Below are 16067 nucleotides of genomic sequence, written 5' to 3' on the forward strand. Positions count from 1 at the left end.
GTTCGAAGCTGATGAAATTTTTATCAACTCCGAACTCTTTTTTAAGGTTTTTCGCCAATCGTTACAAACTGAAAAGCTACTTCTCCTTCCAAACCTTTAATTAGCTTTTTTACTTTGACATTTTCATTAACCATTGTATTATCTGTCGACATTTTAGGTCTTTCATCACCTAGAGATTTCTTTAATTGAAGAAGGTGCATTTTCGTTTCATTTGCTTTTATTTCCTTATATACGCTATTTTTTGCTACAATCACATACGATTGCGTTGGAAATTTACGAGTGTTTCCTATCCAAGTGTCACTATCGTATGTAACAGGAATCTCGTTTCCTTCTATTTTAATACTTTTCATAGTCTTTTCGTCTTCATTTGTAAACAATAGCGATCCTTCTTTTGGGAATTTTGGTAACGTATCTAAAATATAATTGGAGCCATTACCTCGTTTATGAAAAATTTTTTCTTTAATCAGTGCTAGTGCTGTAGATTCATTTAAAATTAATACATGTCCATTTCCAACTTCACCTTTTTTCACAGAAAACACTTCATTTTCTTTCGTAATTTCCTGATAACGATTAATAATTGGTGAAATATTATTTTCATCTCCAATAATTAATACACCGTTTGCAGGAAATGAGTTATCCTTTTTAGAGCATGAACTAAAGCTTATTAAAAGTATTATAGTTAACATAAAAATAGTTAAAGTTCTTTTCATCACGGTTCCTTTCATAATTCATATCATTTTTTACATGCTTTTCTGTAATTTTATTAGTTGATATCCTTTATTGCTCCATAGTCTTATAAAGCTTTTGTAGGTAACGCCAACGAGTAATAAAGAAATATAAAACTTGTATACATATAAATGAAATTAAAATAAAAATCGAGCTATTTAAAATAGAAAAACTAACTAATTGTTGCAGTGCCGTATACGCTACTACAGTATGAATCACCGCAACAGCAATCGGTAAGAAGAACATTAATAATAACTGTCTCGTTACAACTTTTTTTAACTCTTGTTTACTTAATCCCATTTTCGAAATCATTTTATATTGTTGTTGATCACGGTCCAAATCAGTGTATAATCGGAAATAAATAAAACTAGCAGCAAATGTAAAGAAAACGATTCCGACTAAAACACTTGCCATAAGTAATAAACCATTCTTTTGCTTTGCCTCCAACAAGTTTAATGTTAAAGCTTCAAAGTAGAAATCACTGTCCCTAAGATCTTTATCGAATATACTCTTTAATTGATTTGAAATCTCTTTCGTTCTTATCCAATCATCTACAACAAATCCGTAAGTACGATGTTGAATATCTTCATCCTCTGGATTACTCGTCAGAGGAATTTCATCATACACATGATCTTGAACAGCAATATAAATACTACTAGAATCATGTGGTAAAACTAAATTCTCTACAGTTTTCTTCACACGAAATGTCTTTGTCCAATCTCCTTGAATGACTTCAATATTTTTTTTATAGTCACCATTTTTAAATTCTTGCTTTTGTGACACCCTCCCAGGGATTAGTAAAATTTCATCTTCTTTTTCAATCGTTTCATGTTGGTACCCGAGTGCTCTCGTAAGTTCGTTATATTCACTTAATTTCAATACATTTACGTTACTTTCTGTAAATTTACTTGAAGATGAGGCCATTCGATACGGAATATTTGCATCCAAGAGATGTTTTTTTATAATAGAGAGATGTTTATCTACCAATTTGTTGTTTTCAGAGCTTTCATACAGAAATGTATATGGGTTTGTCATCCACACTAAATTTCTATTACCAATAGCAGCTGTTGTACCAATAGCTGTAAATGCAACTGCTGAAATAATAGATACAATAAAAAACATCGTTGCATTATCTTTCATACGGTAAATTAATTCAGAAAACGTTAATATATTTGTTCTTTTTAAAAAGAAAGATTCTCTCCTTTTAGCAAGATGTAATATATAAACGCTACACTGTGTATATAAAAAGTACGTTCCTATAATTACTAGTAAGACACCCATTCCAAGTGTAGTAAAACTGGAACTTGAAATAAAGCGAAATACTGAGAAATATCCATATCCTATACTAATTAAAGAAAGCAGTGATAATAAAATTGAAGATTTCGGTTCAGGTTTTGGTTTTTCCTCTGCTCGAATAAGTTCCACAAGTTCCGTTATTTTTACCATTTTAAATGTAAATAGTGAAACAATGAAAAATAAGAAAAGAAAAGTGATAACTGTTAATAATACAGCCTTCACTGGTGTATAAAAAGGCAAACCATTATTAATCATTAATACACTTGCGCTTATCAATAAAACTAGTTTAGAAAATATGAGTCCAATGAAAATCCCTATACAAATTGAACCAAGTCCAATCAACATATTTTCAATTAATAATAATTTCTTAAACTGTCTCATTGACATACCTTGCATCATTAATATGCCAAATTCTTTCTTACGAGTTTTTAAAAACGAACTAACTGAATATAAAATAAAGAAAAATGAAAATACAAAAATCAAACCTTGCGAAATTGTAAATCCCATCGTACCATATGCACTCATTGTTGCACTTGTTGATTTTAATTCCCCTTGTAAATCAGGATGAAATAATAAAAGAGCATACATAAAGAAAACCATAATAGAAAATGTACTACTTAAAAAATGGGCAGCATATGTACGCTTATTACGAAAAATATTATTAAATGCGAACTGACGAAAAGTCATGCCTTTTCCCTCCTAACAAAGAAAGAACATCCATAATCTTTTGATAAAATGCTTGTCTGCTTTCACCACAATAAATTTCGTTATATAGTTGACCATCTTTAATAAATACTACTCTACTGCAAAAACTCGCTGCATACGGATCATGTGTAACTAACATCATCGTTGCTTTTTCTTCTTTATTAAGAGTATCAAGCATCTCCATTACATCATTTGAGGATTTAGAATCCAAATTCCCTGTCGGTTCATCTGCAAGTAATAATTGCGGTTTATGAACGATTGCACGAGCGATTGCTGTTCTTTGAGCTTGTCCTCCTGATATTTCAAACGTTCTTTTATTCAAGATATCTGTAATATTTAACTTCTCTGCAATCTCTTCCAATCGCTTGTTCATTTCTTGCACGGAAATACCATCTAAAGTCATCGGCAATACGATGTTTTCTTTTACAGTAAGTGTGCTAAGAAGATTAAATGATTGAAAAACAAATCCTAATTGTTTTCTGCGGAATAACGCTAAATCTTCTGATGATAATTGGAAAGGATTTGTACCATTTATTAAAATTTCTCCCGATGATGGGGAATCAATAGTAGATACCATATTTAATAACGTTGTTTTTCCACTACCAGATGGCCCCATAATCCCTACAAATTCACCTTCTTGAATTGATAAATCAATATCAACTAATGCTTTATAAGGTACTTTCCCTTTATATACTTTACTAATACTTTTTGCATGTAAAATTTCCATGTATATTCTCCCTTCATTTGCACGTCTCATAACAGAGTGTAAATGAATTGTCTTACAGCTCATATTGATTCGTCTTTCATTTATCTTACACGCTTGTAAGATTTCTGAAAAAACTGATAATAAAACTATTTTCAAACTAAAATTAACGCATAACTATCTTATAATAATTGTATAGTAGTAGGAAATATAATGTATAATAAATCTTTATTATATAAATGAGTAAAAGACCGATTGCTATCGGTCTTTTACTACCCAACGTTATATTTTTATCCACTCAGATTTTCTCAATATATAATGATTATATATTTGATTTTCTATCCTCTGTTGGCTCTTATAAATAAACCCGCATTTTTCAATAACTTTATTTGATGCTACATTGTTAATTAAAGCAATTGCGTTAAGGACATTTAAATTTGTTTCTTTAAACAAAAAGTCACTTAAACCTTTAGTCGCTTTTGTAGCATAGCCATGATTTTGATATTCATTTGAGATAGCATACATTCTCTCTCAGTTTGGTGAAGGGAGTTCTTCTTTCATACCTGTGCAGCACCATCCAATAAATTCATTTGTGGTTTTCTTAAATATTCCTAGTCTTAATATGTGATCATCTATGTTAGTCGTAGTTCTCACTGCATGAAGAAACGCTTTATTTTCTGGTATTTCATAATTTACAACCCAATTAACCCTTTGTTCTTTCGTCGATTTCCAGTCCGGTAAAAACTTTTCTATTTCTGGTTGATTGGATATGTTATAAATACTCTCTGCATCTTCGACTGTAAACTCTTGTAGATATATTTCTCCACAATCTATTTTAAATAACTTAGTGAATCTCTCTTCATCCATGTTAATTCCCCTTACTTACATTAAAGCTCCTTAATCTGCTTCGTAAGTTCCATAAACCGTTCATCCAGTGCTTTATATTCTTTGTCTTTAGAAGTTAAAAAGCTTAATTTCCCTAATACTTCTTGTCTCTCTGTTTCTAGCGTTAAACGTAGCTCTTCAATATCATCTCTTGTTTTCGTAGGTTCTTCTAGCTGCTTTTGTATCGTATTGTTTGAAAACACGAGTTTTGTGTTAGTTGTTTTCTCCAGAAAATATCGATCGTGAGATACAATTACTAATGTTCCGTTATACTCAGCTAATGTATTTTCAAGTTGTTCACGTGAAGGTAGATCCAAGTGATTCGTCGGTTCGTCTAAAATGAGTACATCTTTTTCATCTAAAATATAAGCCATTAGCTTACATTTTACTCTTTCTCCCATACTCATATGCTCAATCGGCTCTTTCCATTGAGCAGCTTGGAACCCTAAATGTTTCATTAAATTTTGGACTTTTCCTCTTTCTTCAAACGTCTCTTTAAAAAATAAATTTTCTGGTGTTTTATCAAGCGGTAAATCAAAAACTTCTTGTGTTAAATAGCCGATGTTCGCAGATGGTGAAATCCATATTTCTCCTTCAGCAGTTTCCGTTCCCATAATCATCTTCAGTAATGTTGTTTTCCCACTACCGTTTGGTCCAACAATCGCAACTTTCTCACCGTGCTGAATTGTAAAATTAACGTTTTCAAATAATACTTTCCCATGAAAGTCTTTTTTTAATTGCTTCACTTCTAAAAAACGTTTTCCTACTTTTTTGTTCGCTTGAATAGAAAACTCAACTGAATACTCTTCTTTCACACGTTCTACTTTCGCTTTCTCCAGCTCTTTTTCAAGTCGTTTTCGTTTTGACTTCACTTGTGCATCCATTCGCTTCGCTTTTACACGATAGAATTCTTTCACACCTTCTTGTTTTGTAGACTGCGCGTGTGCCTTTTGTGACCATGAACTCAATTCTTTTATATGTGTTTCTACTTGTTCTATCTTTTTTTGCTGCTTTTCATATTCACGCTGCTGCGACTTTCTTTTTTGCTCACGTGCTTTCATGTAGCTCGTATAATTACCACTATGCTCAATTAATTTTTTGTCCTCAATTGACCATATTTTTGTTGCGACAACATCTAAAAAATATCGATCATGCGATACAACGATAACTGTACCTTTCATGTTTTTTATTTGTTTAATGAGAAATCCCGTACTGATCTCATCTAAATGATTTGTCGGTTCGTCTAATATTAAGACATTAGGATTTTCAGCAAATCCTTTTGCTAATCGAATTTTCAGCTTTTCACCACCACTTAAAGTATGAAAATCGTTCGTTGGCACGCCCCATTTCGCAAGAAGTTCTGCTTCTTTTGCAATTACATCATTACTAATAAAAGATTCTATTTCTTGCTCAACATATGCTGTTGTCATATTCATTTGCATCCATTCAACAGTACCTTTTGAAGGTTCAATCTTCCCATTTATTAATTGAAGTAACGTTGATTTACCAGCACCATTTTTACCGATTAATCCGATAACATCCCCTTGTTTTACTGTCACATTCATTTTCTCTAACAACATATTTTCTTTTATTTCAACATAAACATCATTTAATTTTAATAGTTCTTTCATAAATATCGATCCCTTTCATTAAGGGAGAATAAAAAAATCCTCCCAAATAAATTTGGCAGGATTAGTCATTACATTATTTATACCCAAATAAGCTATTGCGCAATATAAATAGCAATACCGTTGTTTGGAATTGGGCAGACTAATCCTATTTTTTAGAAATTGAAATTTATTGAATTTCAACATTTAAAAATAAGATTAGTTAATCATCGTCCACCCATCATTCCTTTCCGTCATTAATAACCATATTGTACCATACTAGTACTGTATGAGTAAATGCAATTATTTGTGCTGTTAAAAAGATTGCTTTCTTTTAGGCTTATTTATCATTTCTTAGCTTCATGTTGAACAAGCACAAATTACATTGATTGTACTACGTCCTTTAGATTTCCCCAATAGTAAACTTCTAAGCACTCTCTCTTATATAAAGTGAAACTTTAATCAGTGGGGGTTTTCTTCATCCCCACTGATTATTAGTTGAACCAATCGGACTTTTATGGGCAGCCCGACCCCCACCTAATTTCTTTGCTTTCGCTGAATTTTGAGGTGGGGGTCTTACTGCCCATTAAAGCGGGATAAATTTTGTATAACAACAAAATATTATTCATTACCCAACAATAAATTATTGTTTATCGATAATTTTTTATTGATTATCCCCTTGTAATAAGCTATTATATTTTTACAGAAAATATTAATGTAAGGATTGATTTTATGGACAGGACATTAAAAATCACAAAGTTAAATATGTTTTTAATGATTTTTCTCATCCCGATTATAGTAGGGATAATTGTTGGTATACTAACTAAATTGGGGCAAAGTATACTTCCTGGACATTGGAATTCATTAGCTAATCTAGGAAGCGTTTGGTTAGTTCCATCCTTTTTTGTGGCTAGCTTTAGTTATTCTAAGCGTACAGCTATACTTTCTGGTATCCTTGCACTATTCGGAATGGTATTAGGCTACTATGGTTATGCAATAGTTATTAAAAATATAGCTCACTCTATTTATTTTATATCTGTATGGATTGTATGTGCATGTATAGGAGGAACTATCTTTGGAATTGCAGGTTTTCTATGGAAAGATACTACAAATCCACTTCATAAATTCGGAAGCTCACTTATTAGTGGAGTTTTTGTAACAGATGGACTTCACATTCTTTTAAATTTTGAAGACTATAGTCACATGTTACCTGTTGGATATACCGAAGTCATAGTCGGGATTATCTTGATTCTTGTATTAGAACGCTCTAATGCTCATCGAATTTCTTCTTTCTTAATGATGATTCCTATCACTATTTTGGGATTAATTGGATATAAATTATTAAGTTTGTTTACTTAATTAAAATTCATAAAGCTAGCTCTTTTAAAGGGCGAGCTTTTTTCTTACAATAAACTATTTATATATTAATAAATTATTAAATCCCTCTCATTTAACAGCCTTATTTATTATTGTGTCATTACACATACTTACACGACCTTTTATTAGAATCCTACCAGTCTTGTATATCATTTCATTTAATCCATATAAAGTAAGGCTAAAAAACTTATTTCAAAAGTTCTTTAGCCTGAGTCATTTTACACATTAAAAAATATAATACGTACAACGGTACCTTTACCAACTTCTGAATAGATTTCTACACTATGTCCTAATTGCTTCGTAATTTCATATACGAGATATAGCCCCATTCCAGTTGATTCTTTAAAATCTCTACCGTTTTCTCCTGTAAAGAAAGGTTTGAATACTCTTGGTAAATCTTGCTTCGGTATACCTACACCATTATCAGCAATTTCAAGTATAACATTATTACCTTCCTTACAAGCTTTCACTTTAATTTTCTCTCTACTACCTGATGAATATTTAATCGCATTCGATAGTATTTGTCCGATTAAAAATTGTAACCATTTCGCATCACTTTCTACAGTAATGTCCTTATCAATTTCAAGCTCTGGATATACAAAATTCCGGATAAAGAAACGTTTATGCTCATGTACCGAATCATTCACTATTTTATGTAGTTGTACTCTTTCTACATAAAAATCTTGTGTAAATGCTTCTAAACGTGCGACATACAGAGCCATTTCTAATCCCTTTTTTAATCGATCAGTTTCCTCATTTATACTTTCAAAACGTGAATCTACTTCATCCTGTGTAATTAATTCTATTACAGATAAAGGTGTTTTCATTTGATGAATCCACTGATTCATAAAGGTTAAATGGTCATTATTTTTTCTCTCTTGCATTTGCAGCTGATTTTGATAATGTCGATATTGCACCTCAAGTAGTTCTTGAAGAGCAGCCGATACAGCTGCAAAATCAGATTTTTGAACAGATTCATCCAAAGATTGCATCGGGTTTGCTAAGCGCTCATAAAAAGAACGATGTGTAAAATAACGAAACACTAAATAACTTCCCATAAAGAAAACACCTAGAAACATTGCATATAACGCCGTTGTAATATGATTATGTCCATCAAACCAATATACGAGAAATATAGCTAGTAGTTGAATTATAGTAAAGCAAATAAGTGGTATATGATCACGTATAAACAACCTTATCATTTTTCTATACCAGTATCCCAAGTAATATGCAATCTATATCCAACACTACGAATCGTTTCAATCGCACCTTCTATATGTAACGTTTGTAACTTTTTACGCACACGTGTTGTATTTACACTTAATGTATTATCATCAACATAAGATTCGCTATCCCATAATTTATTTAACAACACTTCCCTACTCACAACACGCGGATAATTTTTCATTAATGTCTCTAATAAAATAGCTTCGTTTCTCGTTATATCAATCTCTTCGTTTCTAAGTTTCAATACAAGTCTTTCAGGATATAAACAAAGGCCTTGTTGCTCAATCATTCGCTCTTCTAGTTTCGGTGCATAATCTCCATATGCACGTCTTAAATGACTACGAATTTTCGCCACTACAACTTCATAATGAAAAGGCTTCGGAATAAAATCATCGCCACCGTTTTCTAACGCCATAACTTGATCCATCGTACCTTCACGAGCCGAAATGAATAGTATCGGACATGTAGAAACACTACGAATTTGACGACACCAAAAGTAACCATCAAAACTCGGTAAATTAATATCTAATAAAACTAACTCTGGTTGTTCATCTAAAAAAATGTCTAATACATTTTGAAAGTCCGATACAATAACTCCTTGATAACCATATTTCGCAACATATGTTGATAATAGTTCTGCAATTTTCATATCGTCTTCTACAATCATAATTTTGACCATTATTGAACTCCTTTTTAATCCACAATCTCAAATATACTTATATAAAATAAATACTACCTCTTTTCACAAAATCCGTAAATTAAAAAAAGGATGCTTTTATACAAAAGTATCCTTCTTCTATTATTCTTACTTAATATGAAAGTTACTGCAATTAAAACCTAGCTTCTCCACATAATCCATACTTAGTTCCATTCGTGCCGTTTTAAGTGGATCCACAACTTGACAAACTTTTAAATCACCGGCAGCTGATGTGTGGCACATGAAATGCTCTCTTCTTTCGGTGCAGTACCAATTACACCAATTATTTGATTAATCAGAATTTGTAGTTCATTTGAAAACAAAACATGTTCATTATGTATTAAGACGATTTTTATTGTATTTTCATGTAGATCTTCACCCATTACGCCAAGGTTCACCCCTGTAGTTAAAACACCTTGCTCTGCAATTTTTATCTTTTCAATCGTTACAGCTAATATGTCACCAGGTTCTGCACCACTGATATATACAGGTCCAGTCGTCGGATTAATTCGGTTTCAATCAAATTCTTGAAACGCAACATCTTCAGAGTCAATTTGATTCTCAAAGCAATCATATGTTCCAAATATAAGACGACTCCCAATTTCTACTTCCATATGTTGCTTTGAAATAAACTTTGATTAAACATACCTCACAGACTCGTAATTTATGGTAAACAAGAAGAATTCATTTTGAAAAAAGATTGATCAAAATGAATTCTTATCTAACAAATTTAAGTTTCTATACTATAAAAAGTTTGGTCATTTTCTATCTTTATTCTTCAACAAACGCGCCCTTTTCTTGAACAACATGCATCGTATTATAATTTAGACATAAAGACAAAACCCTAAATTACGAAGTGTCTTATAACTCTTTGGTGTGCTCATACACTACCGATTGATACGTTTCCGGATTAATTCTCAAGAATTTCGTGTAACCTCTCAGCAAACTCTTTATGATGCACTGTGTTATAGCCCACATGGTTTCCTGGAAACTCTGCGAATTCTGTTCCGAGGTGTTCTGCCAAGTTGAATGCGCAATGGTAAGGAAAAAATTCTCGTGAAATACTTCCACCGGCTGGACGTACCTGTATCGATGCAGGTTTTAATGAGCGCTTTAATGCATCGATGTTTAAAGTATAGCTGAGAATTCCCGGGATTTCATACTCAGTGAAATAAATCGAATTGCCGAGTAGTCGCTTTGTTAGCATATCCTTCGATAGTCCGGAATTGCTATCATCGATATTTGACAATAACTTCATGACCTCACTTTTATGATTCCCTTTAAGGTCTTCCATGAAATTTATAGCCTGCTTCAACTCATTTTCAGGTAAAAGTTGTAATAAAACCGGTTCGTGTGGGATTAGTAACTGTACCTGCCCAGGATGGCGTATACACAAATCAAGTCCGATGACAGCACCAGAACTACTTCCGAATATATAAGCCGGTTCATTGGTCAAATTGGCTAGCAGCCGGTGAGCGTCTTCACTATGTGTTTGCACATGGTAATCCTCAGTTTTATTGACGAGATTGCTACGGGAATGACCACGACGATCGTAAGTAACAACGGTATACCATTTAGCAAGATGGTCGGCAATATTATGGAACTTGTCGGCATCACCACCCCCACCATGAATCAAAAGAAGAATTGGACCCGAGCCACGCACCTCATAATAGATGCTTGCTCCAATTACTTGCAATGTTCCGTTTTTTACTATACTCATTTGTACATCCTTCCTTTCTTTTGTCATCTCCCTTAACATTACATGATTGGTGAATGATATAAAATGCAGGAAATAACTAAGAAACAAATTCACCATAAGAAAAAGCAATGTGTGGCTTTAAAATAAAGTTTGATTAAAAATATTGTGTTAAACCGTATTCTATGTTGAATAAAAAGAAACCATTTTGAAAAAAGTTTAATCCAAATGGTTTCTTATCCAGCAGGTTTATGTTTTATAAAAAAGTTTGATCATATATTTACAATTCTTTGATTAAAGAGATACAGCATCGCAACTTTATTTCAAAACTACACCATACATGGTTTATTCTCTGATGACATCGCGTAAATAATATGGTCTTTATGAATTCGATACATAATACCTCTCCCTTTTATATTTATCTACTATTACTAATTAGTTCTTTTTATACAAGCTCCTCTTAAAATTAAATGTTATTTTTATGTAAAAAAGCACGCAGATTGTTTTATAACATACACTCTTTACTATAACAGAAAGGTGGTATCACTATGCCCCTTATTCCATACAACGAAAGTGATGTTGATTTACTAGCTCGATTAATTCGTGCTGAAGCTGAAGGCGAAGGTCGCCAAGGTGAGGAGTTAGTTGGATGCGTTGTAGTAAACCGTGTATTTTGTGATTGCTTAGATTTTAAACAACTCCGTACCGTACGAGACGCTGTATATCAAAGCCCCGGCGGATTTGAAGCAGTACAATATGGATATTTTTATCAACGCGCTCGTGAATCAGAAAAAGAAATCGCACGAAAAGTTTTACAAGGTCAATGGCGCTGGCCTGCACGATGGGCTCTTTGGTATTTCCGTCCAGTTGGAGCTTGTCCGCCTGAATGGTATAATCAGCCATTTGTAGGACAGTTTAAAAGCCATTGTTTTTATGAACCAAGTGGTGATGAATGTCCGAAAATGTATTCACGATAGTAAAATTTGCAACGCAAGTACTTAGAAATTTTGGTACTTGCGTTGCTTTTAACTGTGTTTTAGAAATCTAATAGTGTGATGAAATTTTCTATGCCTACTACATGTATTAATAATGGTATACGAGGACCATTTGATTGATTCATAATGAGCTTATATATAATAGTGAATAATTGTTTTTGATTTTCTTTCATTATTTTTTTATTTTCATGATGACAAATCGCATATAATTGCTCCATTAAGTTAGAGTAATCTTTATTAGAACGAAGTATTTTACGAACTTCTACTAGCCATTCTTTCTGCCTTTCATCTAATGTGTAGTAAAACTCTGCATTTTTCTCCTCATTTACCGCGATTAATTTTTCAGATTGAAAGTTTCTTATCCAATACTCTGCGCGATTACTTATCGCTCTCATTTCATCTAATGCATAGCTCCTATCTATTTTCTTTAATATCTCCTGTAAAATAGTTGAATCAAAATTTAATAATGGTAACGTTCCTGCTACTTGATTAAATTTCGGATATTCTTTAAACTCACTATCAACTTTAGAGATTTTAATTGCATCAAATAAATCTTCATTTTTGAGCGTTTTATTTTCATAACTATCTTTCAATCGCTCATACTCTGTATAATTACGAATCACATCTTCATCCAACCCAATATGAAAAGCAGCGCCTGGTTTGTATTTTGCAAACATAAAGAGAATTACTTCTGGTATATACACTTTCAATAAATTGCTTGGTGTAATACTATTCCCTAAAGAACTAGACATTTTTTCATGATTCCCTTTAATACCAATAAAATCGTAAGAAACGTAATGAGGCGCTTCTCGATTGAATATTTTCCTTGCAATTTCTTTTGATACATTATAACTACCTGTTTCTGATGAATGATCTCTTCCACCCGGTTCAAAAATAACATCCTCTATCATCCATCTCATCGGCCAATCGATTTTCCAGTTTAGTTTCATTTTATTTGTATTTAATACGGATAACTCTTTTTCATTTCCGCATTCACATTCATACCGGACTGTTTTTAATACTTCATCAAAATGTGTAATAGTTGTTGTATCTTTTCCACACCTCTCACAATATAATGTAGTTGGATAAAAATCGTTTCGCTCTTCTTCACTACACTCTCCAGTTTTAAAATCCATTAAAATATCATATATTTCTTTTCGTTTATACAAAGCCTCTAAAATATTTTCGTTATACCTTCCGCTTCTATATTCATCATGTTGATAAATAAATTCTACTTCAATTCCAAATGCTTGAAGCGATTTTTCAAACTCTTTTTCAAAATGCTCCGCATACGAGTTATGACATCCATACGGATCTGGAATATCACAGTATGGCATACCAATATACTTTGCAAAAGATGGATCAATATTTTTTGGAACTTTTCTAAACCTATCATAATCATCCCACGAAAATATAAAACGAGTCTTTTTCCCTAAATCTTGAAGTGCTCTTACTACGAAATAAGTCGTTACGATTTCACGAAAGTTCCCAATATGAACAGAACCTGACGGACTAATTCCAGATGCACAAACAAACATTTCTTTATTTGGATGTTTCCTAATTAATTCATGTGCTACTTCATACGCCCAATGCATATATTACTCACCTCAATTATTTTTTGTTTCTCATTTCCAGTTTTATGCAACAAAAAAACTCCCACCCCCAAGATTATTCATCTTGAGGACGAGAGTTGTTAGCTTCGCGGTACCACCTCAGTTTGTTAATATGTCACCATATTAACCTCTTCAGGTACGGCAAAATATGCTTATACCCTATCTCTATAACGGGAGAACCCGTCGCACCATCCCTAAATAAATTAGTTCCTTGCGCAGCTCCAAGTCTTTTTTCATTAAGATGTATACCGCTCTTTCTCAGCTACCAGAGCTCTCTGTACGTATTCTTTCTTAACTACTCTTCTCTTCTATGCCTTAAATATTAGTTTTTTAATATGATAATTTATAACACTTTTATTGTCAAACTTTTCCGAATCGAAATCGTAAAATTATCTAAAAAAATTCTTTATCGCTTCTAATTGAATTTTGTGGCTACACTCATCACAACAATATGCCCCTTTTGGTTTCTCTTTAAATCGCTTATATTTTTCACTGCCTTCGTAAACACGAAATATATTCTTACAAGAAAAGCAAACAATCTCATAAAACATCATATGCATTTTCCTCTCCTTGTTTATACACTTTTTTAATCACTTGAGAAGGTCATTTTTCTACAGTATAAATTTTAATATCCTTTGACTAAAAGGTTTACCTCTATTCTTATCGAATTATATTAATATCTTATAACGCGAGGTGAACATCTTGTTCAGTAATATAGAATTAGTTTTAGATGCTAAAGCAAGTTTAGCTGAAGGACCATGTTGGAATGGAAAAAAGCAACTTTTATATTGGGTTGATATTATGGAGAGAAAATTATGCATATATAATCCTACCGCTAATACGAACCGAGTAATTGTTCTCAATCAACAAATTGGCTGTGTTGTTCCATATTTAGAGGATGTACTACTCTTAGCTATGGAAAACGGCTTTTATTCTATTAATGTAAATACAGAAAAACTGACACATATTTTTGACCCTGAACCACATTTAATAGAAAATCGTTTCAATGATGGAAAATGTGATCCAGCTGGTCGTTTCTGGGCAGGTTCTACAGATACATACGGTATGAATGCTGCAGGTTCCTTGTATTGTTTACATCATAATTTAAGTGTAGAGAAAAAAGTTTCACATGTAAATACATCAAATGGAATTGCTTGGTCACCTGATCATACATACTTTTACTTTATAGATACACCTACTAAAAAAGTGGTTCGCTATCAATATAATATACGTACTGGAGACATTCATAATCCAAGTGATGTAATCAATTTCTCTGAAAATGATGGTCTACCTGATGGTATGACAATTGACGAAGAAGGTTGTTTATGGATTGCACATTGGGGAGGTTCAAAAATAACTAGATGGAATCCCTCTACTGGAGAACAAATATTAAGCATTCCAATTCCCGCGTTATATGTAACATCATGTACATTTGGTGGGCCTAATTTAACAGATTTATATGTTACAACAGCCAGAACAAGAATGAGTGATAACGAATTAAAAGAGTATCCACATGCTGGTGGTATTTTTCGAATTCAAACAAATGTTAAAGGCTGTCCCACCTATTCATTTTGCAATAAAAATATTGGAGCTGAAACAATGTGAACCGTATCGATTACATAAGACAAGAAGAAAAGAAATATCACGACCTTTGCTATGAACAATATAAACTGTTTGAAGCTGGCTCTTGGCTTTTCAAACCAGTTAAAACGGTTATGGACTTGATGAACCACTTTGACGGACAAAACAACTTGCAAGTACTTGACCTTGGCTCTGGCGTTGGGAGAAATAGCATTCCAATTGCAAAAAAAATAAAAAATACTAGCGGCACCGTTACATGTGTTGATTTACTTAATTCCGCTTTAACAAAGCTACAAATTTATAGCAAAGAACATGATGTATTCGAGGTTATAAAAACAGAAGAAGCAGCAATTGAAAACTATCATATTGACTCTAACGCTTATGATTATATCGTTGCAGTATCAAGTTTAGAACATGTCAGATCAGAAGAAGATTTTAAAAATGTACTCCACTCTATGAAAAGAGGTACAAAAAACGGCGGTATTAATTGTTTAATTATTAACTCTAACATACAAGAAATTGATTCAATAACGAATGAGGAATTAGAAGCTTTAATTGAAATTAATCTTTCAACCGAAGAAATGATAAGTACTTTAAAAAGCATTTATAAAGAATGGAAAGAACTAAAAGTTGAAATAAAAGAATTAGCTTATGATATTGTTCGAAATGAAAGACACATTCAATTAAAAACAAATGCTATATCGTTTGTAGTTCAGAAATAATCGTATAATAAAGATATGATTATTTCTCTCAGATTTATTTTTATTGCACGAAATTTGCAACTATAAATATTTATGAAACAAAAAATAAAAGAGCACTTGTTTCCGCAAGTGCTCTTTTGGGGATTTTGAGATACCCTATTAAAGAAAGTTAAGGTTACTTAAAGTTAATAGGTACTTCTATTATATGCTTGTCCTTTTTATTTGTGCATAATCAATATATAAACATCTTTAATCATT

General features: G+C 32.4%; 13 protein-coding genes, 2 pseudogenes and 1 other annotated feature. Of the genes and pseudogenes, 4 read left to right on the forward strand and 11 right to left on the reverse strand.

Going from position 1 to position 16067, the window contains the following annotated elements:
- Positions 1–41 precede the first annotated feature (41 nt).
- The 5 genes and pseudogenes from ACTFO4_RS23285 to abc-f form a co-directional block, all read right to left on the reverse strand.
- The gene (locus ACTFO4_RS23285) at positions 42–710 is read right to left on the reverse strand and encodes a lipoprotein BA_5634 family protein (protein ID WP_031312214.1); all 669 of its coding nucleotides are present in this window, start codon (positions 708–710) and stop codon (positions 42–44) included.
- A gap of 67 nt (positions 711–777) precedes the next feature.
- Positions 778–2709, reverse strand: coding sequence for an ABC transporter permease (locus ACTFO4_RS23290; protein ID WP_326235137.1), 1932 nt, complete (start codon positions 2707–2709; stop codon positions 778–780).
- Positions 2684–3454 carry an ABC transporter ATP-binding protein gene (locus ACTFO4_RS23295; protein WP_017673475.1) on the reverse strand — a complete coding sequence of 257 codons (771 nt, stop codon included), beginning with the start codon at positions 3452–3454 and terminating at the stop codon, positions 2684–2686. The genes ACTFO4_RS23290 and ACTFO4_RS23295 overlap by 26 nt, the downstream gene beginning before the upstream one ends.
- A gap of 258 nt (positions 3455–3712) precedes the next feature.
- A pseudogene (locus ACTFO4_RS23300) lies at positions 3713–4297 on the reverse strand (GNAT family N-acetyltransferase).
- A 20-nt stretch (positions 4298–4317) separates the two neighbouring features.
- On the reverse strand, positions 4318–5946 hold the full coding sequence (abc-f, locus tag ACTFO4_RS23305) for a ribosomal protection-like ABC-F family protein (RefSeq protein ID WP_440013759.1): 1629 nt from the start codon (positions 5944–5946) through the stop codon (positions 4318–4320).
- A 708-nt stretch (positions 5947–6654) separates the two neighbouring features.
- On the opposite strand from abc-f, the gene ACTFO4_RS23310 reads away from it, so the two are divergent.
- A complete protein-coding gene (locus ACTFO4_RS23310) occupies positions 6655–7281 on the forward strand; it encodes a DUF6518 family protein (protein ID WP_000376264.1) in 627 nt (208 codons plus the stop codon).
- A gap of 236 nt (positions 7282–7517) precedes the next feature.
- Here ACTFO4_RS23310 and ACTFO4_RS23315 read toward each other — a convergent pair whose 3' ends face one another.
- From ACTFO4_RS23315 to ACTFO4_RS23330, 4 genes and pseudogenes are all read right to left on the reverse strand, one after another.
- Positions 7518–8501, reverse strand: a complete 984-nt coding sequence (locus ACTFO4_RS23315) for a sensor histidine kinase (protein ID WP_002183605.1) — start codon at positions 8499–8501, stop codon at positions 7518–7520.
- A complete protein-coding gene (locus tag ACTFO4_RS23320; protein ID WP_000239008.1) occupies positions 8498–9205 on the reverse strand; it encodes a response regulator transcription factor in 708 nt (235 codons plus the stop codon). Before ACTFO4_RS23320 ends, ACTFO4_RS23315 begins: the two co-directional genes overlap by 4 nt.
- Positions 9206–9331: 126 nt before the next feature.
- Positions 9332–9837: pseudogene (locus ACTFO4_RS23325) on the reverse strand (acetamidase/formamidase family protein).
- A gap of 296 nt (positions 9838–10133) precedes the next feature.
- Positions 10134–10943: an alpha/beta fold hydrolase gene (locus tag ACTFO4_RS23330; RefSeq protein WP_227900545.1), complete on the reverse strand. Its 810-nt coding sequence runs from the start codon at positions 10941–10943 to the stop codon at positions 10134–10136.
- 524 nt (positions 10944–11467) lie between these two features.
- On the opposite strand from ACTFO4_RS23330, the gene ACTFO4_RS23335 reads away from it, so the two are divergent.
- On the forward strand, positions 11468–11896 hold the full coding sequence (locus ACTFO4_RS23335; RefSeq protein WP_001128402.1) for a cell wall hydrolase: 429 nt from the start codon (positions 11468–11470) through the stop codon (positions 11894–11896).
- A 59-nt stretch (positions 11897–11955) separates the two neighbouring features.
- On the opposite strand, the gene lysS is transcribed toward ACTFO4_RS23335, so the two are convergent.
- Together lysS and ACTFO4_RS23345 are read right to left on the reverse strand one after the other, a co-directional pair.
- Entirely contained in the window at positions 11956–13509 is a 1554-nt protein-coding gene (gene lysS / locus ACTFO4_RS23340) for a lysine--tRNA ligase (protein WP_440013756.1), read from the reverse strand.
- An 81-nt stretch (positions 13510–13590) separates the two neighbouring features.
- Positions 13591–13847 (reverse strand) — a binding site (T-box leader).
- Positions 13848–13916: 69 nt separating this feature from the next.
- Positions 13917–14087 carry a DUF2197 domain-containing protein gene (locus ACTFO4_RS23345; protein ID WP_000551042.1) on the reverse strand — a complete coding sequence of 57 codons (171 nt, stop codon included), beginning with the start codon at positions 14085–14087 and terminating at the stop codon, positions 13917–13919.
- Positions 14088–14229: 142 nt separating this feature from the next.
- Between ACTFO4_RS23345 and ACTFO4_RS23350 the strand changes: the two genes are divergently transcribed.
- Together ACTFO4_RS23350 and ACTFO4_RS23355 are read left to right on the forward strand one after the other, a co-directional pair.
- Positions 14230–15132: an SMP-30/gluconolactonase/LRE family protein gene (locus ACTFO4_RS23350; protein ID WP_000492433.1), complete on the forward strand. Its 903-nt coding sequence runs from the start codon at positions 14230–14232 to the stop codon at positions 15130–15132.
- Positions 15129–15830, forward strand: a complete 702-nt coding sequence (locus ACTFO4_RS23355) for a class I SAM-dependent methyltransferase (protein ID WP_001079454.1) — start codon at positions 15129–15131, stop codon at positions 15828–15830. The genes ACTFO4_RS23350 and ACTFO4_RS23355 overlap by 4 nt, the downstream gene beginning before the upstream one ends.
- Positions 15831–16067 lie beyond the last annotated feature (237 nt).

The sequence above is a fragment of the Bacillus cereus group sp. MYBKT14-1 genome (assembly GCF_051915185.1).
GTDB lineage: Bacteria > Bacillota > Bacilli > Bacillales > Bacillaceae_G > Bacillus_A > Bacillus_A cereus.